Source organism: Microbacterium phoenicis, assembly GCF_047302325.1.
In the GTDB taxonomy this organism is placed as follows: domain Bacteria; phylum Actinomycetota; class Actinomycetes; order Actinomycetales; family Microbacteriaceae; genus Microbacterium.
Genome location: NZ_CP154849.1, coordinates 1,638,168 through 1,661,480, shown reverse-complemented (window position 1 = coordinate 1,661,480; position 23,313 = coordinate 1,638,168). Strand labels below are relative to the sequence as shown.

The following is a 23,313-nucleotide window of genomic DNA, read 5'->3' as shown; positions in this document are numbered from 1 at the left end:
GTCAGAGCTTGCTGGCGACGAGCTCGGTGAGGTCGACGAGACGGTTCGAGTAGCCCCACTCGTTGTCGTACCACGACGAGATCTTGACGAGGTTGCCCGACACGTTGGTCTGGCCGGCGTCGAAGACCGAGGAGTGCGGGTCGAGCTGGATGTCGCTCGAGACGATCGCGTCGGTGTTGTACTTCAGGTACCCGACGAGCTCGCCCTCAGCGGCGGCCTTCTCGAACGCTGCGTTGATGACCTCGGCGGTCAGGCCCTCGGTCGGGGTGACGACCGTGAGGTCGACGATCGAGCCGGTGGGGACCGGGACGCGGTACGACGAGCCGCTCAGCTTGCCGTTGAGCTCGGGCAGGACGAGGCCGATGGCCTTGGCCGCACCGGTCGCGGCGGGGACGATGTTGATCGCCGCAGCGCGGGCGCGGTGCAGGTCGCCGTGGGGGCCATCCTGGAGGTTCTGGTCTGCGGTGTAGGCGTGCGCCGTCATCATGAAGCCGCGCTCGATGCCGAAGTTGTCGTTGAAGACCTTGGCGATCGGGGCGAGGCAGTTCGTGGTGCAGGACGCGTTCGAGATGACGTGCATCGTCTCGGAGTCGTAGGAGCCGTCGTTGACACCCATGACGAAGGTGCCGTCGACGTCGGTGCCCGGCGCCGAGATGATGACCTTCTTCGCGCCGCCGTCGATGTGCTTCTTGGCGTCCGCGGCCTTGGTGAAGCGGCCGGTCGACTCGATGACGATGTCCACGCCCAGGTCGCCCCAGGGGAGGTTGGCGGGGTCGCGCTCTTCGAAGACCTTGATGGTCTTGCCGTTGACGGTGATCGAGTCCTCGGTGTACGAGACCTCGGCGTCCAGGCGGCCGCCGACCGAGTCGTACTTGAGGAGGTGAGCGAGGCTCTTGTTGTCGGTGAGGTCGTTCACCGCCACGATCTCCAGGTCAGCTCCCTGCGCGAGTGCCGCGCGAAGGAAGTTGCGTCCGATACGGCCGAAGCCGTTGATGCCGATCTTGACAGACACGTTGTCTCCCGTTTTTCTTCGCGCACGCCCCATGGACGGGGTCGACCCGCGATGTGCTGGAAATGAGAGAGGATGCCGGGGCTCAGCCCCCGTTGCCGGGAGGAGCCCGGCATCCTCACCTGTGAACGACCCTACTACTAGAGCAGGCCCGCCGTCTTCTCGCGCGCGGCGTCGAGACGCTGTGCGACGTTCTGCCAGTTGGCGATGTTCCATGCCGCCTTGACGTAGTCCGCCTTGACGTTGAGGTAGTCGAGGTAGAAGGCGTGCTCCCACATGTCGAGCTGGAAGATGGGGACGGTGCCCTGAGCCGTGTTCGACTGCTGGTCGAACAGCTGCTGGATGATCAGCTGCTGGCCGATCGGGTCCCAGCTGAGGACGGCCCAGCCGGAGCCCTGGATGCCGGTGGCGGCCGCGGTGAAGTGCGCCTGGAACTTGTCGAAGCCGCCGAAGAATTCGTCAATGGCTGCGCGCAGCTCGCCCTCGGGCTCGCCACCGCCACCCTGCGACGCGGGGGCCAGGTTGGTCCAGAAGATCGAGTGGTTGACGTGTCCGCCGAGGTTGAACGCGAGGTCCTTCTCGAGCTTGTTGACGTTCGCGAGGTTGCCGGTCTCACGCGCTTCCGCGAGCTGCTCGAGGGCGGTGTTGGCTCCCGTGACGTACGCCTGGTGGTGCTTCGAGTGGTGGAGCTCCATGATCTTGCCGCTGATGCTCGGCTCGAGCGCGGAGTAGTCGTACGGGAGCTCAGGCAGGGTGTACTTCGCCATGTCCTCTTCCTTCTGTAGGTGCCGCGCACAGGGCGCGGCCGGTCGGATTCATCCTATTGAGAGCCAACCCACCGGGCACCCGGTTGCTTCCCGGGAAGAGGGGATGTATCCCGTCAGTCTTCGAGACCGGCGGGAACGGCGGACTCCGTGTCCGGGACGCCGTCCTGCGCAGCCTTTTTGTCCGCCATCGCGAGAAGACGGCGGATGCGTCCGGCGACGGCATCCTTCGTCAGCGGCGGATCGGCGTGGTGCCCGAGCTCGTCGAGGCTCGCGTCGCGGTGAGCGAGGCGCAGGTCACCCGCCTGCTTGAGGTGGTCCGGGACGGTGTCGCCGAGGATCTCGAGTGCGCGCTCGACGCGGGCACAGGCGGCGACGGCGGCCTGCGCGGAACGACGCAGGTTCGCGTCGTCGAAGTTGACGAGGCGGTTCACGCCGGCGCGCACCTCGCGACGCTGCCGCATCTCCTCCCACGCGGCGGCCGTCTTCTGCGCGCCCATCATGAGGAGCGTGGCGCGGATCGCCTCGCCGTCGCGGACGACGACGCGAGGCACACCGCGCACTTCACGGGCCTTCGCAGCGATACCGAGGCGATGAGCCGCCCCGACGAGGGCCATCGCAGCCTCCCCCGACGGGCAGGCCACTTCTAGGGCGGCGGAGCGACCGGGGTCGGACAGTGTGCCGGCGGCGAGGAACGCTCCGCGCCACACCGCGGCCAGGTCGGGGCGTGCGCCCGTCGTGAGCTTGTTGGGAAGACCGCGGACGGGGCGACGGCGGTTGTCGAGGAGGCCCGTCTGGCGCGCCAGCGTCTCGCCGCCCTCGATCACGCGCACGGCGACCAGGTTCGCGGCGCGGCCGCCGGAGGACTGCACGTGGGCCAGCTCTGGGCGGACGCCGTAGATCTCCACGAGATCGCGGGCGACGCGGCGGGCCAGGATGTCGGTCTCGACCTCGGCTTCGACCGCCACGCGGCCGGCGATCGAGTGGAGACCGCCGGAGAACCGGAGGATCGTTGTCAGCTCTGCGACGCGGGCCGTGGGCCGGGGATCACGGACCGAAGTGAGTTCCGTCTTCACGTCAGCAGTCAGCGGCACGGGGATCCTTCGGTGGGGGCGATCGGGGACAAAGGATCAGCTTACTCGCGCACCGGTCATTCGCGACCCAGGTCACGGTGCGTGACTCTCACTGCCACGCCCGCTTCCTGCGCCAGACGCTCACCGAGCTCGAGTGCGGTCACCACCGAGCGGTGCTTGCCGCCGGTGCACCCGATCGCGACGACCGAGTGACGCTTGTTCTCGCGCTGATACCCCTGCAGAACGGGATGGAGCGCCGCCGCGTACGTGTCGATGAACTCGCGGGCGCCCTCCTGATCGAGGACGAAGTCGCGGACGGCCTCGTCCTCGCCCGTCAGAGCGCGGAGCGTCGGCTCCCAGTACGGGTTCGGGAGGAAACGCATATCCGCGACGAGATCGACGTCGGGAGGAAGCCCGTACTTGAAGCCGAAGCTCATGACGGTGACCGTGTGGCGGGCGTCCCCGTCGTCGCGGAACAGGTCGACGATCCGGTTCGCCAGCTGGTGGATGTTGAGGGAGCTCGTGTCGACGATGACGTCGGCGGCTTCCCGGATGATCGCGACGCGTTCGCGTTCGCGACGGATGCCGTCGAGGATCGTCCCCTCCCCCTGGAGAGGGTGCGGCCGACGCACGGCTTCGAAGCGGCGGACGAGCACCTCGTCGGCGGCATCCAGGAACAGGACGCGCAACTGACGGCCGTCGCGCAGAGATCGGGTCACCGACGGCAACTCGCCGAACAGCTGACGACCTCGGACATCGACGACGGCGGCGACCTTAGGGAGCGCGTCTGCGGCGAGGGCCGTGAGATCGAGAAGATGCGACAGCATCTGCGGCGGCAGGTTGTCGACGACGTACCAGTCGAGATCCTCAAGGGCGTTCGCCGCGGTCGTCCGGCCGGCGCCGGACATGCCCGTGACGATCAGGACCTCGCCCGCCGTCTGGCCGTCCATCCCTGCCCCGCCTTTCACGCGTGTGGACTCAGCCTAACCACCGGCACCGCTCGGGACCGAACCGGTCGCGAGATGCGAGTGGATGCTGGCGGCCAGTCGAGGGCCGATCCCGGGCAGCTCCTGGATCTCCTCCGGAGACGCCTGCTTCAGCTTGCTTACGGAGCCGAAGTGACGCAGGAGTGCCCTGATCCGCGACTCCCCGAGCCCGGGCACTTCCTCGAGCACGGTCGTGATGTCCCGTCGGCGCTTCTTGCGCTGATGGGTGATGGCGAATCGGTGCGCCTCGTCGCGGAGTCGCTGGAGCAGGTACAGCGCCTCTGACGAGCGCGGCAGGATGACCGGGAAGTCATCGTCGGGCAACCAGACCTCCTCGAGGCGCTTCGCGATGCCGCACAGGGCGATCTCCTCGTGGCCGGAGTCGCGGAGCGCGCGGGCCGCCGCGGCGACCTGCGGCTGGCCGCCGTCGACGAGGAGCAGCTGCGGACGGTACGCGAAGCGCGGGCGCTTGCGGGTGGCATCCACCTCGCCGTCGGCCGTCGGATCGATCGCGTCCTGCTCGGCTTCGTCCCGGTCGATGTGGGCGAGTCGGCGCATGAGCACCTGATACATGGAGTCGGTGTCGTCGGTGGTCTCGCTGACCGAGAAGGACCGGTACTGATCCTTGCGGGGCAGACCGTCCTCGAAGACGACCATCGAGGCGACCACACCCGTCCCGCCGAGGTGCGAGACGTCGAAGCATTCGATCCGCAGCGGAGCCTCGGACATCCCGAGGGCCTCCTGCAGGTCGGTCAGAGCTTTCGTGCGCGACGTGTAATCGCTCGTGCGGCGCGTCTTGTGGAGCATGAGCGCCTGCTGGGCGTTGAGAGTCGCCGTGCGCATCAGGTCCGCCTTCTGACCGCGCTGCGCGATCTGGACCGTGACCCTCTTGCCGCGTCGGGACTGCAACCACTCCTCGAGCTCGGCGGTGTCGTCCGGAAGAGTCGGCACGAGCACCTGACGCGGAATGTCTTCAGCGCCGGCGGCTCCGTACGCGCGCTGGAGGATCTGGTCGACCAGCTCCGGGCCCGAGATGTCGAGCTCCTTGTCGATCGTCGTCGCACGAACGCCTCGCACGCGCCCACCGCGGACGATGAAGTGCTGCACGGCCGCAGAGAGTTCGTCTTCGGCGACTCCGAACAGATCGGCATCCGTGTCCTCGCTCAGGACCAGCGCGCTGCGGTTGAGGACGGCGTCGAGCGCCTGCAGCTTGTCGCGGTACGAGGCCGCGGTCTCGTAGTCCATCGCGGCAGCGGCTTCGCGCATGCGCGCTTCCATCCGCTTCGTGTACCGCTTGTCGCTGCCCGACATGAAGGCGATGAAGTCGTCGACGATCGCGCGGTGCTCCTCGATGGTGACCTTCATCGAGCACGGGCCACCGCACCGGCCGATCTGACCGGGGAAGCAGGGCCGCCCCGTCGCCATCGCCTTCTTGTAGGACGAATCGCTGCACGTGCGGATCGGGAACACCTTGATCAGCTGATCGATGGTGTCGTGGACCGCCCAGACCTTGGGGTACGGACCGAAGTACTTCGCGCCACGGATGCGGCGGTTCCGTGTGACGATCACCCGCGGCGCCTCGTCGCCCAGGGTCACCGCCATGTACGGGTACGACTTGTCGTCCTTGTATCGGACGTTGAACGGCGGCGAGTACTCCTGGATCCACGTGTATTCGAGCTGCAAGGAGTCGATGTCGGTGGCGACGACCGTCCACTCGACCTTCGCAGCCGTCGTGACCATGCGACGCGTGCGCTCGTGCAGGGTGTGCAGCGGAGCGAAATAGTTCGACAGCCGTGCGCGCAGATTCTTCGCCTTGCCGACGTACAGGATCCGGCCGTCCGCGTCGAGGAACCGGTAGACGCCCGGGTCTGTCGGGATCTCCCCCGGCTTCGGCTTGTAAGGCAGCGCGGAGGCCACGTCAGCCCGCCTTGCGCGCGGGCGCCACGTCCAAGAGCTCGGCGAGGAACTGACCCGTGTGGCTTTCGGAGACAGCCGCGACCTGCTCCGGCGTGCCGGTCGCGACGATCGTGCCGCCACCGGACCCGCCCTCGGGACCGAGGTCGATGACCCAGTCCGACGACTTGATGACGTCGAGGTTGTGCTCGATGACGAGAACCGAGTTGCCCTTGTCGACGAGGCTGTTCAGGACCTCGAGCAGGCGCTGGACGTCTTCGAAGTGCAGGCCCGTCGTCGGCTCGTCGAGGACGTAGATCGTCCTGCCGTTGGAACGCCGCTGCAGTTCGGTGGCGAGCTTGACGCGCTGCGCCTCGCCCCCCGAGAGCGTCGTCGCCGACTGCCCGAGCCGGACGTAGCCGAGCCCGACGTCGACGAGCGTCTTCAGATAGCGGTGGATCGCCTGGATCGGCTCGAAGAAGTCGGCCGCCTCGGAGATCGGCATGTTGAGGACTTCGGCGATGTTCTTGCCCTTGTAGTGCACGGTCAGGGTGTCGCGGTTGTAGCGCTGGCCGTGGCACACCTCGCAGTCGACGTAGACGTCGGGCAGGAAGTTCATCTCGATCTTGATCGTGCCGTCACCCGAGCAGGCCTCGCAGCGGCCGCCCTTGACGTTGAAGCTGAAGCGACCCGGCTGGTATCCGCGGGTCTTCGCCTCGGTCGTCTCGGCGAACAGCGACCGTATCCGGTCGAAAACGCCCGTGTAGGTGGCCGGGTTCGAGCGGGGCGTGCGTCCGATGGGTGCCTGGTCGACGTGGACGACCTTGTCGAGGTGCTCGAGGCCGGTCACGCGGGTGTGCTTGCCGGCGACGCGACGCGCTCCGTTGAGCTTGGTGGCGAGGACTTCGTAGAGGATGCCGTTCACGAGAGACGACTTGCCCGACCCGCTCACACCGGTGACGGAGGTCAGGACGCCCAGCGGGAAATCGACCGTGACGTTCTGCAGGTTGTTCGCCCGGGCACCGACGACCCGCAGCTGCCGTCCCTTGTCGATCTTTCGACGCTTCTCCGGCATCGCGATCGCCCGGCGCCCGCTGAGGTAGGCGCCCGTGATGGACTCCTCATCGGTCAGGAGCTGGTCGACGGGACCCGAGTGGACCACGTTCCCGCCCTCGACACCCGCCCGCGGGCCGATGTCGACGATCCAGTCGGCCGCGTGGATGGTCTCCTCGTCGTGCTCGACGACGACGAGCGTGTTCCCGAGGCTCTTGAGACGCACGAGCGTTTCGATGAGACGGCGGTTGTCGCGCTGGTGGAGTCCGATCGAGGGCTCGTCGAGGACGTAGAGCACCCCCGTCAGCCCGGAGCCGATCTGCGTCGCGAGACGGATGCGCTGCGCCTCGCCGCCCGAGAGCGAACCGGCGGCGCGGCTGAGGCTCAGATAGTTCAAACCCACCTGGATGAGGAAGTCGAGCCGCGCTCGGATTTCGCGGAGCACCGCCGCCGCGATCGTCGCCTCGCGGTCGGTGAGGGCCATCTCGGCGAAGAAGGTCTGCGCCTCGCCGAGGCTGAGCCGCGAGGCATCCGCGATCGAGTGGCCGTGAACGAGGACCGAGAGGACCTCGGGCTTGAGACGGTCGCCGTTGCAGACGGGGCACGGCACCTCGCGGAGGAACTCCGCCCAGCGCTGACGCTGCGTGTCGGTCTCGGCCTGCGTGAACTGACGCTCGATGTAGGGGATCACGCCCTCGAAGCCGGACGCGTACCGCATCTCGCGTCCGTAGCGGTTCTTCCACTTGACCGTTACCTTGTAGTTCTCGCCCGAAAGGACGGCGTCCTGGATGTCGACGGGCAGGTTCTTCCACGGGGTGTCGAGTGAGAAGCCGAGGTCATCGGCGAGACCGACGAGCAGACGCTCGTAGTACTGGAACAACCCCTTGCCCTGCGTCGTCCAGGGGACGATGACGCCTTCGGCGATGGAGAGCTCCTCGTCGCCGAGCAGCAGCTCGGTGTCGACGGACATGCGCGTGCCCAGCCCGGAACACGCAGGGCAGGCACCGAACGGCGCGTTGAACGAGAATGTCCGCGGCTCTATCTCGGTGAGCTGGAGTGGGTGACCGTTCGGGCAGGCGAGCTTCTCGCTGTAGCTCTGCCACGCATCGTCGCCCTCTTCGTCGACGAAGTTGACCTGGAGGATGCCGCCGGCCAGACCGAGCGCCGTCTCGACCGAGTCGGTGACACGGCTGAGGATGTCGGGGCTGGCGACGAGTCGGTCGACGACGACCGCGATGTCGTGCTTGTAGCTCTTCTTCAACGTCGGCGGTTCGGCCAGCTGCACGGCCTCGCCGTCGACGATCGCGCGGGCGTAGCCCTTCGCCGACAGCTCCTTGAAGAGGTCGACGAATTCACCCTTCTTCTGCGAGACGACGGGAGCGACGATCTGGTAGCGCGTCCGCTCGGGCAGCTCCATGAGCTGGTCGGCGATCTGCTGCACCGTCTGTCGCTGGATGCGCTCACCGCACTCGGGGCAGTGCGGCACACCCACCCGCGCCCACAGCAGTCGCATGTAGTCGTTGATCTCGGTGATCGTGCCGACGGTCGAACGCGGGTTGCGGTTGGTCGACTTCTGATCGATCGACACCGCAGGGCTCAGTCCCTCGATGAAATCGACGTCCGGACGGTCGACCTGTCCCAGGAACTGCCGCGCGTAGGAGCTGAGCGACTCGATGTAGCGGCGCTGACCTTCGGCGAAGATCGTGTCGAATGCGAGGCTCGACTTCCCCGACCCGGACAGGCCGGTGAACACGACGAGCGAGTCGCGCGGGATCTCGAGGTCGACGTTCTTCAGATTGTGGACGCGAGCGCCGCGGACACTGAGTTTGGAGGCATGGGGAACGGGGACGATGGGCACCGGTCAATCCTAGGTTGGGCCACCGACACGGGCTCCGGTCTTCGCTCCGGGCGATCAGTCCGTTACGGTCGCACGCCCGCCGGCGAACGGCTGCAGGCCATCCCGAAGACGTGCGACGTCGTCGACGCCGAGCCCGACACGTTCCATTACCTGCCGAGGCACGTCGAGGGCGAGCTCGCGCAGCGCGCGCCCGTCGTCGGTCAGCTCGATGTCGAGGACGCGCTCGTCGGCCGCGCGACGTCGGCGGAGCACTCGCCTCTGCGACTCCAGGCGCTTGATCGTCGGCGAGAGACTCGCGGGCTCCACGGCGAGGGCGGATGCCAGCTCGCTCAGGGACTGCGGATCCCTCTCCCAGAGGGCGAGCATCACCAGGTACTGCGGGTGGGTGAGCCCGAGGGGCTCGAGGATCGGCCGGTAGATCGAGACCACGTTGCGTGCCGCCGTCACGATCGCGAAGCAGAGCTGGCTCTCCAGCTTCAGCGCGTCCTCGTCCATCCCGATCCTCACTTCACTAATAGTTAGTACACTAATGATTATGGATGAGGAACGGGAACCACGACCCCCACTCCGTCAGCGGATCCGTGCAGCCGGCGGCTTCTACTCGTGGTGGAACAGCCGCCTCATCCGCTATGCCGGCCCCGCCTCCGTCGGACCCTACGAGACCGAGCCGGAGCCGGTCCGCACGGAGCGCGCCTGTCCCCTGTGCGGGCAGCCGATGTCGCAGCACACGTTCGATCGCTCCGGCGAACGCCCGCTCATGCACTGCCCCTGATCAGCGTGGTCCGGGTCAGGCGTGACCGGCCCGCTCCATCGCCCGCAGTTCCTTCTTGAGGTCCTGGACCTCATCGCGAAGTCGACCGGCGAGTTCGAACTTGAGCTCATCGGCCGCCGCGAGCATCTGCCGGGTGAGGTCTTCGATGGTCGCCTCGAGCTGGTTCGCACCCTCCGCCGCGATGCCTTCGCGCCGAAGCTGCGGTGTCGGGCTCTTTCCCTTGCCCGACTTCGTCTTTCCCTTGCCTCGGCTGTCCATCATGTCGCGCGTGTCGCTCGCTTCGCGGGCGAGGGCATCGGTGATGTCGGCGATCTTCTTCCGCAGCGGCTGCGGGTCGATGCCGTGCTCGAGGTTGTACGCGATCTGCTTCTCGCGACGTCGCTCGGTCTCCTCGATCGCGGCCGCCATCGAGTCGGTGATCTTGTCGGCGTACATGTGCACCTCGCCCGACACGTTTCGGGCGGCACGACCGATCGTCTGGATGAGAGAGGTCCCGGACCGCAGGAAGCCCTCCTTGTCGGCATCCAGGATGGCCACGAGCGACACCTCAGGAAGGTCGAGGCCTTCGCGCAGGAGGTTGATGCCGACCAGCACGTCGTAGACGCCCTGACGGAGCTCGGTCAACAGTTCGACACGGCGGAGCGTGTCGACGTCCGAATGCAGGTAGCGCACCCGCACTCCGTGCTCGCCGAGGAAGTCGGTGAGCTCTTCGGCCATCTTCTTCGTGAGGGTCGTCACGAGGATGCGCTCGTCCTTGTCGACGCGGATGCGGATCTCCTCGAGCAGGTCGTCGATCTGTCCCTTCGACGGCTTGACGATGATCTCGGGATCCACGAGGCCCGTCGGACGGATGATCTGCTCGACCACGCCGTCGGCGATCCCCATCTCGTACTTCCCGGGCGTCGCGGACAGGTAGACGCTTTGGCCGATCCGCTGCTTGAACTCGTCGAAGCGCAGCGGACGGTTGTCCATCGCGCTCGGCAGCCGGAACCCGTGATCGACGAGCGTGCGCTTGCGGGAGGCATCCCCTTCGTACATGGCACCGATCTGCGGCACGGTCACGTGCGACTCGTCGATCACGAGCAGGAAGTCGTCGGGGAAGAAGTCGAGGAGCGTGTGCGGGGCCTCCCCCGGCATCCGTCCGTCGAGGTGGCGGGAGTAGTTCTCGATTCCCGAGCAGAACCCGAGCTGCTGCAGCATCTCGAGGTCGAACGTCGTGCGCATGCGCAGTCGCTGCGCCTCGAGGAGCTTGCCCTGCGACTCGAACTCCTTCAGTCGCTCCTCGAGCTCGTGCTCGATGGTGCCGATGGCGCGCTGGACGGTCTCGGTGCCCGCGACGTAGTGGGATGCCGGGAAGATCGGCACGCTCTCGAGCTTCTGCACGACGTCGCCGGTGAGCGGGTGAAGCATGTACAGCGCTTCGATCTCGTCGCCGAAGAGCTCGATCCGCACGGCGAACTCCTCGTACACCGGGATGATCTCGATGGTGTCGCCGCGCACGCGGAAATTGCCGCGCGAGAAGTCCACATCGTTGCGGTTGTACTGCATCGCGATGAACTTGCGGATGAGCGCGTCGCGGTCGTACCGCTCCCCCACCTGCAGCGCGACCATCGCGCGGAGGTACTCCTCGGGAGCACCGAGGCCGTAGATGCACGAGACGGTCGACACAACGACCACGTCGCGCCGGCTCAGCAGCGAATTGGTCGTCGAATGGCGCAGGCGCTCGACCTCGGCGTTGATCGAGGAGTCCTTCTCGATGAAGGTGTCCGTCTGCGGGACGTACGCCTCGGGCTGGTAGTAGTCGTAGTAGCTGACGAAGTACTCGACCGCGTTGTTCGGCAGGAGGTCGCGGAACTCGTTCGCGAGCTGGGCCGCCAGCGTCTTGTTGTGCGCCATCACGAGGGTCGGCCGCTGCACCTGCTCGATGAGCCATGCCGTCGTCGCGGACTTGCCGGTACCTGTGGCGCCGAGCAGCACGACATCGGTCTCGCCCGCGTTGATGCGCGCGGCGAGATCGGCGATTGCCTGCGGCTGGTCACCGCTGGGGACGTACTCGCTGATGACCTCGAACGGCCGGACGGATCGCGTGGTCTGCATGGATCCAGCGTAGGCCGGGCCTCCGACACCGGCTCCGGCGTTCGCCGTCGGCGTGGGGCCGGAACTCAGGCGGTGAGTCGGGTCCAGAGGTCGTCGGTCTGCGCGAGCGTCTCGTCGAGCGTGCCGGCCGTATCGATCACGACGTCGGCGATCGCGAGCCGGCGCGCATCGTCGACCTGGGCCGCCATCCGGGCGTCGGCGTCCTCGGGTGTCATCCCGCGCAACGAGACGAGTCGCTCCGTGCGAAGGGCCGCCGGGGCGTGTGCGACGACGATCAGCTCCCACGGGTCCGCGGCCCGAGCCTCCAGCAGGAGCGGCACGTCGTAGACGACGACAGCGTCGGGATCCGCGTCGAATGCCATCTGGAATCGGCGCGCGGACTCCGCGCGTACGGCAGGATGGACGATCGCGTTGAGGCGGCCGACGGCATCCGGATCACCGAACACCCGTGACGCGAGGCCGGGGCGATCGAGCTCGCCGTGCGGCGTCAGCAGGTCGTCTCCGAACTCTGCGGCGATCGCGTCGAGGACCGGTGAACCGGGCTGCTGCACTTCGCGGACGAGCGCGTCGGCGTCGACCACCACAGCACCGTGCTCGGCCAGTCGGCGGGCGATGGTGGACTTCCCCGAGGCGATTCCGCCGGTGAGCGCGATGAGAGGCACCCTTTGAGGATGCCACGGCTCTGTCAGGTCAGGTGCGAACGTGCTTCCTCGAGCCCACCGAAGAGCACCGATGCCTCCAGGCTCCGCGAGGCGCGCATGGCCGCCTCCCGAGCGGCGTTCATCAGGACGGTCGGGTCGTAGCCGACGGTCTCGGTCAGTCCGACTCCGATCCCGACGACCGGGAGGAGCCCCGTCGGATTGTCCGCGAGGTCGTCGATGCATCCGCGGTAGATCGCCGCACCCTGCCGCCGCGCATCGGCGGCGGTCGTCGCCACGCCGCACACGGCGAGCGTGGAGTCTCCGTCCTCCCCGACGAAGGCGGATGCCGGGGCATGGCGTCGGACGGATCGGCGCCACCGAGCCGCGAGCTCATCCGCGGCATCCGACCCGAAGGCGGCCGCCATCTCGTCCAACCCGTCGACGTGGACGATGATCACGCTGACGAGCTCTCGACGCCATCCGGCGCGTTCTGTCATGTCACGGAGCGCGTCACGGTAGGTGCGCCCGAGCATGATCCCGTCGGCGGCGACGCCGTTCTCGCCGAGCCATTCATACCGCTGGGTCGCGCTCTTGTTCGCTCTCAGGATGGAGGTGACCACGACGGCGACCATGGTCAGGACGACGGTTGCGATGTTGGCCGAGATGGAACCGAACCAGGTCACGAAGAAGGTTCCCTCAGGACCGTCGAGGACGAAAGCCGCCAGACGAGCGCCGTAGAAGGCGGCTCCGGCGAACAGGACCGCGGACAGCAGGTGGGCGTTGCCGATCCGGCCCATGGGACGACGCGTAGCCTCCCACCCGCCTGCGAGGAAGAACACCACGACGTTGGCAGCCATGACCACCCATCCGCCCCAGGAGCCCTCGACCGGGACACGGATCACGGCGGCGACGAACGTGAACACGGCGAGGACACCGACGATCACCGAGGACCAGCCGATGGGGCGGTCGTTGAAGCGGCGGTTCCCGAGCCAGATAAAGGCGGGGGTGAGCACGAAGGCGGAGTTGCCGATGGCGATCGCGACCGCTCCCCCGATGCCTGCCGCCCAGGAGATGTAGGCGAAGGTGGTGGCCGTACCGCACAGGTATGCGACCGCCCAGAGTCGCCCCGCGCCGGCGTCGCGGCGACGTAACGTCTCGACGACGAAGATGCCCGTGGCGACGAAGGCGACGAGGGCCGTCATCACGGTCACCGAGAACAGATCGAGGTTCATCGGTCGCCCTCCTCGACAGGACCCGTGACGGCTGACCTCGCGGGCAGGCGGACCATGAACGTCGTGCCCGTGCCCTTGGTCGAGGTCACGGTTATGTCGCCGCCGTGAGCGCGAACGATCTCGCGGCTGATGGCGAGCCCCAGCCCGGTTCCCGCGACGCCGGACTCCGCTCGGAAGAACCGTTCGAACAGTCGATCCTGGTCTTCCGGCGTCAGTCCGATCCCGGTGTCGCGGACGAGGAACCATGAGACGTCACCGTCCGTGGAGCTGCTGAGCGTGATCGAGCCGCCGTCCCGGTTGAACTTGATGGCGTTGCTGATGAGGTTGTCGGCGACCTGGCGGATCCTGGCGGGGTCGACGAAGGCCGGGGTTTCCAGGATGTCGTCGGCGTCGATACGGATCGCCCGCTCGCGGGCGATCGGCGTGAGGTCGGATGCCGATGCCCGAACGACGGACCCCAGGTCATGCATCACTGGCGAGATCGTCACTTCGGCCGACATGCGCGATGCCGTGGATGCCGCGAGGATGCCGGACACGATGCCGAGCAGCCGCTCGCTGTTGCGGTAGGCCACATCCACCTGCCGGTGCACCGTCTCGGGGAGGTCCTCCGTGTCGAGGACCAGTTCCAGGTAGCCGAGGATCGACGTGAGCGGTGTCCGCAACTCGTGCGAGACCGATGCGACCAGGCTGTCCCGGGCTTTGAGCGCCGTACGCTCGTCTGTCACGTCGCGCGCGACGAGGACCACCCCCGCCGGATCGCCGTCGGCATCCCGCATCCGGCGCGCCGTCAGACTGAGTGCCGCGCGCCGGGAGTCCGAGACGGCGTACCAGACGACGACGTCGCTGAAGGTCTCCCCCCGGATGATGCGGGACAGCGGACGGTCCTCGGTGGCCAGCGGCGTCTCCCCGTCGGCGGCGAAGATCTGTTCGCTGCCGTCAGACCTGCCGAATCCCGGAATCCGCTGCTGGAATCGACCGAGCGCGTCATTGACGAAGGTGATCTCACCGTCGGGACCCACGCGGAGGACTCCGAAATCGACGGTGTCGAGCACCTCCGTCAGCAGCTGTTCCTGCCGACTCGCGTGGCGCAGCGCCGCCGTCAGACGCTCAGCCTGACGATCGAGCAGAGCACGCTGTGCGAGGAAGCGACGCGTCGAGTTGTAGGTGGATGCCCCGATCGCGATGACAACGGCCGGGAGGACGATGACCGCCCAAGTGACCTGGAAATCGGGCACGAAGAGAAGCGCGGTCCAGTACGAACCGATCGATCCGACGCACGCGACGATGAACCAGAGTCGGCCCATTGAGGACAGCCACATCGTCGGGAACGCCCAGAGGAGGCCGATGCCCGGGACATCCGACGTGCGCATGAGCCCGATCGCGACGATGTCGAGGAGTGGGATGACGGCGACCCAGGACGGGTGCAGGCGGGACCAGGGGACGGCGAGACTCGCGACGGCAGCGACGACGACGATGACGACGCCGGGCGCGAACTGCGGAGCTTGGGCGAGCCACCCGCTGGGGATTCCCGACAGGAAGATCGCCGCCACGATCGACGTGAGGAGGAGCTGGTTGTTGGCGGCCACACGGTCGCGCAGTTCGGTCAGCGGCAACTGGCGCAGGGGGGCGTCGAAGAATCGGTGCATGCGCGTCCCCGCCCGATCGGGCGACGATCGATCTGCGGTCGATCCCTCGTTCTCATGCGCCACACCTGCACGTTACCGGGAGCCGGGGCCGTCGGCATCCGTCGGTACAACGACCGAGGGGCCGGAGCACATGGCTCCGACCCCTCGATTCAGGTGTGTGTCGATCAGCGACCGGACAGCTTCTCGCGAAGAGCAGCCAGCGCCTCGTCGTCGGCGAGGGTGCCGGCGCCGCCGGAGACCTCGGACGAGAAGGACGACGAGCCCGAGTCGGCCGGAGCGGCGGCCTCGGCCTCGAGAGCCTTGGCGACAGCGGCCTTGTGAGCCTCCCAGCGACCCTGTGCAGCGGCGTACTCGGCCTCCCAGGCGAGGCGGGCCTCGTCGAAGCCTTCCTTCCACTGGTTGGTCTCGGGGTCGAAGCCCTCGGGGTACTTGTACTCGCCGTTCTCGTCGTACTCGGTGACCATGCCGTAGAGCGCCGGGTCGAACTCGGTGCCGTTGGGGTCGACAGACTCGTTGGCCTGCTTGAGCGAGAGCGAGATGCGACGACGCTCGAGGTCGATGTCGATGATCTTGACGAAGACCTCTTCACCGACGGAGACGACCTGCTCGGCGAGCTCGACGTGCTTGCCCGAGAGCTCGGAGATGTGCACGAGGCCCTCGATGCCATCGGCGACGCGGACGAACGCACCGAACGGAACGAGCTTGGTGACCTTGCCCGGAGCAACCTGACCGATTGCGTGGGTACGGGCGAAGACCTGCCACGGGTCCTCCTGCGTCGCCTTCAGCGACAGGGAGACGCGCTCGCGGTCCAGGTCGACCTCGAGGATCTCGACGGTGACCTCCTGGCCGACCTCGACGACCTCGGATGCGTGCTCGATGTGCTTCCACGAGAGCTCCGAGACGTGGACGAGACCGTCGACGCCACCGAGGTCGACGAACGCACCGAAGTTGACGATCGACGAGACGGTGCCCTTGCGGACCTGACCCTTGTGGAGGTTGTTGAGGAAGTTCGAACGCGACTCCGACTGCGTCTGCTCGAGCAGAGCGCGGCGCGAGAGGACGACGTTGTTGCGGTTCTTGTCGAGCTCGAGGATCTTCGCCTCGATCTCCTGGCCGAGGTACGGCGTGAGGTCGCGGACGCGGCGCAGCTCGATGAGCGACGCGGGCAGGAAGCCGCGGAGGCCGATGTCGACGATGAGGCCACCCTTGACGACCTCGATGACGGAACCGGTGACGACGCCGTCGTTCTCCTTGATCTTCTCGACGTCTCCCCAGGCACGCTCGTACTGCGCGCGCTTCTTGGAGAGGATCAGGCGGCCTTCCTTGTCCTCCTTCTGGAGGACGAGTGCCTCGACCTGGTCACCGACGTTGACGACCTCGTTGGGGTCGACGTCGTGCTTGATCGAGAGCTCACGCGAGGGGATGACACCCTCGGTCTTGTAGCCGACGTCGAGGAGGACCTCGTCGCGGTCGATCTTCACGACGGTGCCTTCGATGAGGTCTCCGTCGTTGAAGAACTTCAGGGTCTTCTCGACCGCGGCCAGGAAGTCCTCAGCAGATCCGATGTCGTTGATGGCGACCTGCTTGGTGGCCGGGGCGGTCGTTGCGTTAGTCATGTAGGGGGTTGTCCTTGGATGGTGTTGTGATCGGGCCCCGAGGCACATCCGCGCGAGGACGCGCGGCAGCCGATCGGAGCAGAGTGGTTGTTGTTGCGATGTCGCGAGAGCACGGCGGATGAGCCACGCGTGCGACGCTCTATCTTATCAGAGCGCGTCGACGTAGTACCAGCGCCCAGCCCGCCGAATGAAGCGACTGTGCTCCTTCATCGTCTGCAGGTCCCCGCCGGGCCCCTCCCGCCATAACGCTCGGAAGCGCACCCGTCCCGACCTGCCGTCCGGAGCGATGTCGGAGGCCTGGACGTCGAGCCTCAGCCATTCCGTGTCGGGGTCGATCGTCAGGCCGCCCGGCCGTGTACCGGGGAACCATGTGTCGACCAGATGCCGCGCGTCACCGAGTGCGAACGCCGTGTACCGCGAACGCATGAGGTCTTCGGGTGTTTCCGCAGCGCGCCCGTCCAGCACCGGGCCGCAGCAGGACGCGAAGTCCCGCCGGCCGCAGGGACAGGGTGCGTCCGCGGCGAGTCGTCGCCCTCGACGAGCGGATGCCGCAGCCCCGAACGACATGATTCCTCCCCACGCTCACGAAAGACCCGAGTGAGCCTACGCGCTGTGGACAACCCTCGGGGAAGAGACCAGGGTTCACTACCGTGGTCGCATGATCGTTCGACGCACCGCAGCGCTGCTGGCCGCGACCGTGCTGGCCGCCGCCCTCTCGGCGTGCGCACCGACCGCCTCCGCGACCCCATCGCCGACAGCGACCGGATTCGCGTCGGAAGAGGAGGCTTTCGCTGCCGCGGAGGCGACCTACCGCGCATACGTCGACGCCCTCAACGAGGTCGATCTGTCCGATCCCGCGACATTCGAGCCCGTGTATGCGCATCTGTCAGGCGAGGCGCTCGACAGCGAGAAGAGAACCCTGACACAAATGCACTCCGATGGCTGGGCCGTGTCAGGTGACACGACGCTCCCAGCGATTTTCGAAGGCGAAGGTCTCGGCGAGCTAGTGGTCTGCCAGAACGTCTCAGGAGTCGACGTTCGGGACGCCGAAGGAACTTCCCAAGTGGCGGCTGATCGTCCGGACGTCTTCGCCCTAAAAGTGCGCGTTGTATTCGACCCGTCATCGGATACAAACGCAAGGGTCACTGAGAGTCAGGCCGTCCAGGACTCGCGGTGTTGAGAAATCTAACGTTGACCGTGATCGGCGTCCTGAGCGCCATCGCGATGTCCACTGCCGTTGCAAGCCCAGCTTCGGCCGATGAGAGCGGCGGCTGTTTCGGGTCCAACACTTGGACAAACTGCCAGGTGCAGAACAAGGGGTCATCCGTCTCGATCGGCGCGACCCGCGGCGAGTCGTCCACACCGACCCGTCCGCAGACCGGGCCTCGGGGCGGTGGCGGCTCATCGGTCGTTCCTCCGCCGGCGCGGAACCCGGACGCCTTCTACCCGGGTCAGCGGACCCGCGAAGAGTGGCTCGCAGAGTGCGCGTTCAACCAAGCGTGCGCAGGCGCCATCGCAGCCCCGGGCGGCGCCCCGATTCCCGGCACCGAGCAGGCCGAGCTGCCACCGGCCGATCCCGCTGCCCCGGCCGCACCGGATCCGACGACGGCGACCATCCAGGACGTCGCGCAGTTCGCACCGGCACCGCCGGCGATCGTCGGCGAACCCGGCGGAATGGGCGTGGTGGGTATGCCCACCAACTTCGTGGTCGGGGCTGAGGAGCACACCGTGCAGGGCGACATCTTCGACATCCCCGTCACCGTCCGCTTCACGCCGGTCTCCTACGCCTTCACCTACGGCGACGGGGCGACGCGGGAGACGAGGACCGCCGGCAGGTCGTGGGACGACCTGGGGGTTCCGCAGTTCACCGCGACCGCCACCAGCCACAGCTACGGCGCCGCAGGTGAGTACGAAGCCGCCGCGACCATCCGCTACGCAGCCGAAGCGGATGCCGGCGGCGGATGGTTCCCCATCGCCGGTCTCCTCGAGGTCGACACCCCGACCACCGTCATCCGGATCGTCGACGTCGAGACCGCGCTCGTGCAACGCACGTGCGACGAAGACCCGAGCGGACCCGGTTGCTGAGTGCGAGGATGAGCGCGTGACCGAACGCCTCATGCTGCTGGACTCCGCGAGCCTCTACTTCCGCGCCTTCTACGGCGTGCCCGACACGGTCAAGGCGCCGGACGGCCGCCCGGTGAACGCGGTCCGCGGGTTCCTCGACATGATCGCGAAGCTCGTGACCACCTACGAACCGACGCACCTCGTCGCATGCTGGGACGACGACTGGCGGCCCCAGTGGCGCGTCGACCTCATCCCCTCGTACAAGGCGCATCGGGTCGCCGAAGCCGTCGCCGCAGCACCGGACGTCGAGGAGGTCCCTGATCCCCTCGAGATCCAGGTACCGGTGATCCGCGAAGCCCTCGGGGTGCTCGGCATCCCGATCGTCGGTGCCGCGGAACACGAAGCGGACGACGTGATCGGCACCCTCGCATCGACCAGCACCATGCCCGTCGACGTCATCACCGGCGACCGGGACCTCTTCCAGCTCGTCGACGACTCGCGCGGCATCCGGGTCATCTACACCGGCCGCGGAATGAGCAAGCTCGAGGAGCTCACGGACGCCGCCATCGTCACGAAGTGCGGCATCCTGCCCTCGCAGTACGCGGACTTCGCCGCGATGCGCGGAGACGCGTCAGACGGACTCCCCGGGGTTGCGGGCGTGGGCGAGAAGACCGCAGCGACCCTCCTCGCGGCGCACGGCGATCTCGCCGGCATCCGCCGTGCCGCGGAAGCGGGCGAGGGCATGAGCGCGGGCGTGAGAACGAAGGTCCTGTCCGCCGCGGACTACCTCGACGTCGCACCACGCGTCGTCGAGGTGGTGCGAGACCTCCCACTTCCGGAGGTCGACGCTCGCATCACGGCACCCGACGACGCAGAGCTCGCGACGCTGGCGAAAGCCTGGTCGCTCGGTTCATCGGCGACGCGCGCGGCCGAGGCGCTGTCCGCCCGGGCCTGACGACTCACCGAGACGATTTCCACTCCCGCAACCGCGCGAGCGGCCAGGTGGTGATGATCCGCTCCGCGGGAACACCCGCACGCTCCGCCCGGGCGGCGCCATGATCCAGTAGCGACAGCTGACCGGGTGCATGCGCATCCGAGTCGATCGAGAAGAGGCATCCGATCTCGAGGGCCAGGGCCACCAGGTCGTCGGGAGGATCCTCGCGCTCCGGGCGGGAATTGATCTCGACCGCGGTGCCGTGCTCGGCGCAGGCCTCGAACACGGCCCGCGCATCGAACACCGACGGCGGGCGCGTGCCCCGAGAACCCGACACGAGTCGTCCCGTCACGTGACCGAGGACGTCCACACGAGGGTCGGATGCCGCGGCCACCAGCCGGCGCGTCATCGGCGCCCGCTCCATCCGGAGCGCGGAGTGCGCGGAGGCCACCACCACGTCGAGCGCGCGCAGCAGCTCATCCTCCTGGTCGAGGGAACCGTCGTCGAGGATGTCGACCTCGATCCCGCTCAGCAGAGTGAACGACTCATCCGCGAAGCCCGGGATCACTGCGAGCTGTTCGCGCAGCCGCTCGGCTGACAGCCCGCGCGCGACCCGCAACCGCGGGGAGTGGTCGGTCAGCGCGAGGTACTCGTGTCCGAGAGCGCGCGCCGCATCGACCATCAGGTCGATCGAAGTCAGCCCGTCGGACCATTCGGAGTGGGCATGGAGGTCACCGCGAAGCAGCGAGCGCAACTGAGACTGCTCGACGGGTGCGACCCGGTTCCGCAACTCGGCCAGGTAGGCCGGCACCTCACCGGAAAGCGCCTCGGCGATGACCTTGTAGGTGGAGTCGCCGATGCCCTTGCGCGATCGGAGGCGGCCGACGTCCGCACGCTCGTCCGCGCTCAGCCCCGCGAGCGTGTCGGCTGCGGCACGGAAGGCCTTGGACTTGTAGCGCGAAGCCCGGTCGCGCTCGAGGAGCTCCGCTATCTCGGTGAGCGCCTCGATCGGGTCCATCGTCTGCTCAGCGTCCGCTCGCCGAGACCCAGGCGTCGAGCTTGGCGCGCGCGGCGCCGGAGTCGACGGCGGCGCCGGCCTCTGCGTACGCGTCGGCGAGCCGTTCCACGAAGGGACGCTGCAGCTCGGCGGCATCCCGGAACAGGCGGTACGAGACGATCCCCGCGGCCGCGTTCAGAAGGACGATGTCGCGCACCGGCCCCGCCTCGCCGTCCAGCACCCGCCGGACGATCTCGGCGTTGTGAGTCGCGTCGCCGCCCAGCAGGTCCGCGATGTCCGCGCGAGGGATGCCCAGATCGCGAGGATCGAGATCGTGTTCACGAACGTCGCCGCGGCTGATCTCCCACACCCGGCTGTGGCCGGTCGTCGTGAGCTCGTCCAAGCCGTCGTCGCCGCGGAAGACCAGCGCGGTCGCCCCGCGAGTCTGGAAAACACCGGTGATGAGCGGGACGCGGTCGAGATGGGCGACGCCGACCGCGTTCGCCTCGGCCCGTGCCGGGTTGCAGAGCGGCCCGAGGAAGTTGAAGACCGTCGGGATGCCGAGCTCGGCGCGTGTCGGCCCCGCGTGCCGGAAGCCGGGGTGGAACGCCGACGCGAAAGCGAACGTGATGCCCACCTCGTCAAGTACCTCGGCGACGCGCTCCGGGGACTGGGTGAGGTCGACGCCGAGTGCCGCCAGCACGTCCGACGAGCCCGATTTCGAGCTCGACGCGCGGTTGCCGTGTTTGACCACCGGGATGCCGCTGGCCGCCACCACCACCGATGCGGTCGTGGACACGTTCACGGTCCCGTAACGATCACCGCCCGTGCCCACGATGTCGAGCACATCTGCGCGGACCGGGAGGGGCACCGCCGCCTCGAGGATCGCGTCGCGGAACCCGACGATCTCGTCGACGGTCTCGCCCTTCGCGCGAAGAGCCACAAGGAAACCGGCGAGCTGCGAAGGCGTCGCGTCCCCTTGCATCACCTGGCGCATGGCCCACGTGGATTCGGACACGCTGAGGTCCTTCCGGTCCAGCACCGTGGTGAGGATCTCGGGCCAGGAGTACATGTCCGCCATGACCCCCGATCCTACTCAGCACTCTGACAGCCGACTCCCGGCGGGCCCATCGACCGCCCTGACGCCGCGGAAAGACGGAAGTACCTTCAGGAATGCGAAACCCTCCCCCAACATCGGCCATAATGGGGAGTGTGACGACCACTCCCGCGACATACAACCAGGCGCTGCGTTCGGTGAAACGACCGGACCCCGTCGCCGTCGGCACGATCGTGTGGCTGGGCAGCGAGGTCATGTTCTTCGCCGGCCTCTTCGCCATTTACTTCACGATCCGCAACACCTCGCCGGAGCTGTGGGCCAGCCGAACCGAGCTGCTGAACGTGCCCTTCGCGGCCGTCAACACGCTCATCCTGGTGCTGTCGTCGTTCACCGCTCAGGCCGGCGTGTTCGCCGCCGAGCGCTTCCAGCCCTACCGCCGCGGATCGATCTGGAACTTCCGCCAGTGGGGCATGGTCGAGTGGTTCTACCTGACCTTCATCATGGGAGCCGTCTTCGTCTCGGGCCAGGTGTGGGAGTACGCAACGCTGGTCGCCGAAGGGCTGCCGATCAGCGCGGATTCCTACGCTTCCGCCTTCTACATCACGACCGGTTTCCACGCCCTCCACGTGACGGGTGGCCTCATCGCCTTCCTGCTCATCATCGGGCGTGCATTCGCGGTCAAGAACTTCGGCCGGAAGGAGATGACCTCCGCGATCGTCGTGTCCTACTACTGGCACTTCGTCGACGTCGTGTGGATCATCCTCTTCGCCGTCATCTACTTCATCCGGTAATACAGAGCGGAGCTGAGTTCCTCAATGGCATCCAAGACCCCGCGTCGGCACACGGGCCGTCGCAGCAAGTGGGCGGCCGCCGCTCTGATCGGCGTCGGCCTGCTGCTCACGGGTGGCATCTACGCCGGCGCGTCCGCGGCGATGGCCTCGACCTCCTCCACCGACTCGGCATCAACGCTGACCGTCGAGGATGGCAAGAAGCTGTTCCAGGCCAACTGTGCGACCTGCCACGGCCTCGACCTCGAGGGCACGGAAGACGGCCCGTCGCTCTACGGCGTCGGTGAGCTGTCGGTCGAGTTCCAGGTCTCCACGGGCCGCATGCCGCTGCAGGCCCAGGGTCCCCAGGCCCCGCAGAAGGCACCGCAGTTCACGGAAGACCAGATCAAGGCGATGGCCTCGTGGGTCCAGTCCGTCGCTCCCGGCCCGACGTACCCAGACAAGCGGATCCTCGACGGCGAAGGCGACCTCACCGAGGGCGCGGAGCTGTTCCGCATCAACTGCGCGATGTGCCACAACGTCGCCGCAGCAGGTGGCGCGCTGACCGAGGGCAAGTACGCCCCCGCGCTGACGAAGACCAGCCCCCTGCACATCTACGCGGCGATGGTCACCGGCCCGCAGAACATGCCCGTGTTCAACGACATGACCATCACGCCCGACGAGAAGCGCGACATCATCTCGTCGCTGATGTACCTGCAGAAGAGCGAGCCGGTCGGCGGCTTCACCCTCGGATCCCTCGGTCCGGTCTCCGAAGGCCTGTTCATCTGGATCTTCGGCATCGGCACGCTGATCGGCATCTCGGTGTGGATCACCGCGAAGTCCAACTGATTTAA

21 protein-coding genes are annotated in these 23,313 nt (G+C 67.4%); 6 read left to right on the top strand and 15 right to left on the bottom strand.

Annotated elements, in window-relative coordinates:
* Position 1 precedes the first annotated feature (1 nt).
* The 7 genes from gap to ABCU91_RS08075 form a co-directional block, all read right to left on the bottom strand.
* Positions 2–1,012, bottom strand: coding sequence for a type I glyceraldehyde-3-phosphate dehydrogenase (gene gap / locus ABCU91_RS08105; RefSeq protein WP_091352875.1), 1,011 nt, complete (start codon positions 1,010–1,012; stop codon positions 2–4).
* 137 nt (positions 1,013–1,149) lie between these two features.
* Positions 1,150–1,776, bottom strand: a complete 627-nt coding sequence (locus ABCU91_RS08100) for a superoxide dismutase (RefSeq protein ID WP_065570773.1) — start codon at positions 1,774–1,776, stop codon at positions 1,150–1,152.
* Positions 1,777–1,889: 113 nt separating this feature from the next.
* Positions 1,890–2,867 carry a DNA-binding protein WhiA gene (gene whiA, locus ABCU91_RS08095; protein WP_091352869.1) on the bottom strand — a complete coding sequence of 326 codons (978 nt, stop codon included), beginning with the start codon at positions 2,865–2,867 and terminating at the stop codon, positions 1,890–1,892.
* 56 nt (positions 2,868–2,923) lie between these two features.
* Positions 2,924–3,796, bottom strand: coding sequence for an RNase adapter RapZ (gene rapZ, locus ABCU91_RS08090; protein WP_413353351.1), 873 nt, complete (start codon positions 3,794–3,796; stop codon positions 2,924–2,926).
* A gap of 33 nt (positions 3,797–3,829) precedes the next feature.
* Positions 3,830–5,749, bottom strand: a complete 1,920-nt coding sequence (gene uvrC, locus ABCU91_RS08085; RefSeq protein ID WP_413353350.1) for an excinuclease ABC subunit UvrC — start codon at positions 5,747–5,749, stop codon at positions 3,830–3,832.
* Position 5,750: 1 nt separating this feature from the next.
* Positions 5,751–8,636 (bottom strand): excinuclease ABC subunit UvrA, encoded by a 2,886-nt coding sequence (gene uvrA / locus ABCU91_RS08080; RefSeq protein WP_413353349.1) that lies wholly within the window; start codon positions 8,634–8,636, stop codon positions 5,751–5,753.
* A 54-nt stretch (positions 8,637–8,690) separates the two neighbouring features.
* Positions 8,691–9,131, bottom strand: coding sequence for a MarR family winged helix-turn-helix transcriptional regulator (locus ABCU91_RS08075; RefSeq protein ID WP_413353348.1), 441 nt, complete (start codon positions 9,129–9,131; stop codon positions 8,691–8,693).
* Positions 9,132–9,171: 40 nt separating this feature from the next.
* Here ABCU91_RS08075 and ABCU91_RS08070 point away from each other — a divergent pair, with 40 nt between their 5' ends.
* Complete coding sequence (locus ABCU91_RS08070; protein ID WP_406924459.1) at positions 9,172–9,408, top strand: hypothetical protein; 237 nt, start codon at positions 9,172–9,174, stop codon at positions 9,406–9,408.
* A gap of 15 nt (positions 9,409–9,423) precedes the next feature.
* On the opposite strand, the gene uvrB is transcribed toward ABCU91_RS08070, so the two are convergent.
* The 6 genes from uvrB to ABCU91_RS08040 all read right to left on the bottom strand — a co-directional run bounded on the left by uvrB (position 9,424) and on the right by ABCU91_RS08040 (position 17,207).
* Positions 9,424–11,505 (bottom strand): excinuclease ABC subunit UvrB, encoded by a 2,082-nt coding sequence (gene uvrB, locus ABCU91_RS08065; RefSeq protein WP_406924460.1) that lies wholly within the window; start codon positions 11,503–11,505, stop codon positions 9,424–9,426.
* Positions 11,506–11,570: 65 nt separating this feature from the next.
* Entirely contained in the window at positions 11,571–12,167 is a 597-nt protein-coding gene (gene coaE / locus ABCU91_RS08060; RefSeq protein WP_413353347.1) for a dephospho-CoA kinase, read from the bottom strand.
* A 23-nt stretch (positions 12,168–12,190) separates the two neighbouring features.
* The gene (locus ABCU91_RS08055) at positions 12,191–13,378 is read right to left on the bottom strand and encodes a diguanylate cyclase (protein ID WP_406924462.1); all 1,188 of its coding nucleotides are present in this window, start codon (positions 13,376–13,378) and stop codon (positions 12,191–12,193) included.
* Positions 13,375–15,024, bottom strand: coding sequence for a sensor histidine kinase (locus ABCU91_RS08050; RefSeq protein WP_406924463.1), 1,650 nt, complete (start codon positions 15,022–15,024; stop codon positions 13,375–13,377). Before ABCU91_RS08050 ends, ABCU91_RS08055 begins: the two co-directional genes overlap by 4 nt.
* A gap of 164 nt (positions 15,025–15,188) precedes the next feature.
* A complete protein-coding gene (gene rpsA, locus ABCU91_RS08045) occupies positions 15,189–16,640 on the bottom strand; it encodes a 30S ribosomal protein S1 (protein ID WP_065570782.1) in 1,452 nt (483 codons plus the stop codon).
* A gap of 147 nt (positions 16,641–16,787) precedes the next feature.
* Entirely contained in the window at positions 16,788–17,207 is a 420-nt protein-coding gene (locus ABCU91_RS08040; protein ID WP_413353346.1) for a YchJ family protein, read from the bottom strand.
* Between the two features lie 91 nt (positions 17,208–17,298).
* Here ABCU91_RS08040 and ABCU91_RS08035 point away from each other — a divergent pair, with 91 nt between their 5' ends.
* The 3 genes from ABCU91_RS08035 (at position 17,299) to ABCU91_RS08025 (ending at position 19,659) form a co-directional block, all read left to right on the top strand.
* Positions 17,299–17,820 (top strand): hypothetical protein, encoded by a 522-nt coding sequence (locus ABCU91_RS08035; RefSeq protein WP_413353345.1) that lies wholly within the window; start codon positions 17,299–17,301, stop codon positions 17,818–17,820.
* A gap of 125 nt (positions 17,821–17,945) precedes the next feature.
* Positions 17,946–18,725, top strand: a complete 780-nt coding sequence (locus ABCU91_RS08030; protein ID WP_413353344.1) for a hypothetical protein — start codon at positions 17,946–17,948, stop codon at positions 18,723–18,725.
* 16 nt (positions 18,726–18,741) lie between these two features.
* Positions 18,742–19,659, top strand: a complete 918-nt coding sequence (locus ABCU91_RS08025) for a 5'-3' exonuclease (RefSeq protein WP_413353343.1) — start codon at positions 18,742–18,744, stop codon at positions 19,657–19,659.
* Between the two features lie 4 nt (positions 19,660–19,663).
* On the opposite strand, the gene ABCU91_RS08020 is transcribed toward ABCU91_RS08025, so the two are convergent.
* Positions 19,664–20,656: a PHP domain-containing protein gene (locus ABCU91_RS08020; protein WP_413353342.1), complete on the bottom strand. Its 993-nt coding sequence runs from the start codon at positions 20,654–20,656 to the stop codon at positions 19,664–19,666.
* A gap of 7 nt (positions 20,657–20,663) precedes the next feature.
* Positions 20,664–21,716 (bottom strand): anthranilate phosphoribosyltransferase, encoded by a 1,053-nt coding sequence (gene trpD, locus ABCU91_RS08015; protein ID WP_091352829.1) that lies wholly within the window; start codon positions 21,714–21,716, stop codon positions 20,664–20,666.
* A gap of 122 nt (positions 21,717–21,838) precedes the next feature.
* Between trpD and ABCU91_RS08010 the strand changes: the two genes are divergently transcribed.
* Together ABCU91_RS08010 and ABCU91_RS08005 are read left to right on the top strand one after the other, a co-directional pair.
* Positions 21,839–22,483, top strand: a complete 645-nt coding sequence (locus ABCU91_RS08010; protein ID WP_091352826.1) for a heme-copper oxidase subunit III — start codon at positions 21,839–21,841, stop codon at positions 22,481–22,483.
* Positions 22,484–22,507: 24 nt separating this feature from the next.
* A complete protein-coding gene (locus ABCU91_RS08005; protein ID WP_091352823.1) occupies positions 22,508–23,308 on the top strand; it encodes a c-type cytochrome in 801 nt (266 codons plus the stop codon).
* Positions 23,309–23,313: the final 5 nt, after the last annotated feature.

What these genes read in the sequence shown, in the direction of transcription:
- ABCU91_RS08100 (WP_065570773.1), bottom strand. Translation starts at nt 1,776, where the DNA reads ATGGCGAAGTACACCCTGCCTGAGCTCCCGTACGACTACTCCGCGCTC.
- rapZ (WP_413353351.1), bottom strand. Translation starts at nt 3,796, where the DNA reads ATGGACGGCCAGACGGCGGGCGAGGTCCTGATCGTCACGGGCATGTCC.
- ABCU91_RS08075 (WP_413353348.1), bottom strand. Translation starts at nt 9,131, where the DNA reads ATGGACGAGGACGCGCTGAAGCTGGAGAGCCAGCTCTGCTTCGCGATC.
- ABCU91_RS08070 (WP_406924459.1), top strand. Translation starts at nt 9,172, where the DNA reads ATGGATGAGGAACGGGAACCACGACCCCCACTCCGTCAGCGGATCCGT.
- uvrB (WP_406924460.1), bottom strand. Translation starts at nt 11,505, where the DNA reads ATGCAGACCACGCGATCCGTCCGGCCGTTCGAGGTCATCAGCGAGTAC.
- ABCU91_RS08055 (WP_406924462.1), bottom strand. Translation starts at nt 13,378, where the DNA reads ATGAACCTCGATCTGTTCTCGGTGACCGTGATGACGGCCCTCGTCGCC.
- ABCU91_RS08050 (WP_406924463.1), bottom strand. Translation starts at nt 15,024, where the DNA reads ATGCACCGATTCTTCGACGCCCCCCTGCGCCAGTTGCCGCTGACCGAA.
- rpsA (WP_065570782.1), bottom strand. Translation starts at nt 16,640, where the DNA reads ATGACTAACGCAACGACCGCCCCGGCCACCAAGCAGGTCGCCATCAAC.
- ABCU91_RS08040 (WP_413353346.1), bottom strand. Translation starts at nt 17,207, where the DNA reads ATGTCGTTCGGGGCTGCGGCATCCGCTCGTCGAGGGCGACGACTCGCC.
- ABCU91_RS08035 (WP_413353345.1), top strand. Translation starts at nt 17,299, where the DNA reads ATGATCGTTCGACGCACCGCAGCGCTGCTGGCCGCGACCGTGCTGGCC.
- ABCU91_RS08020 (WP_413353342.1), bottom strand. Translation starts at nt 20,656, where the DNA reads ATGGACCCGATCGAGGCGCTCACCGAGATAGCGGAGCTCCTCGAGCGC.
- trpD (WP_091352829.1), bottom strand. Translation starts at nt 21,716, where the DNA reads ATGGCGGACATGTACTCCTGGCCCGAGATCCTCACCACGGTGCTGGAC.
- ABCU91_RS08010 (WP_091352826.1), top strand. Translation starts at nt 21,839, where the DNA reads ATGGGGAGTGTGACGACCACTCCCGCGACATACAACCAGGCGCTGCGT.
- ABCU91_RS08005 (WP_091352823.1), top strand. Translation starts at nt 22,508, where the DNA reads ATGGCATCCAAGACCCCGCGTCGGCACACGGGCCGTCGCAGCAAGTGG.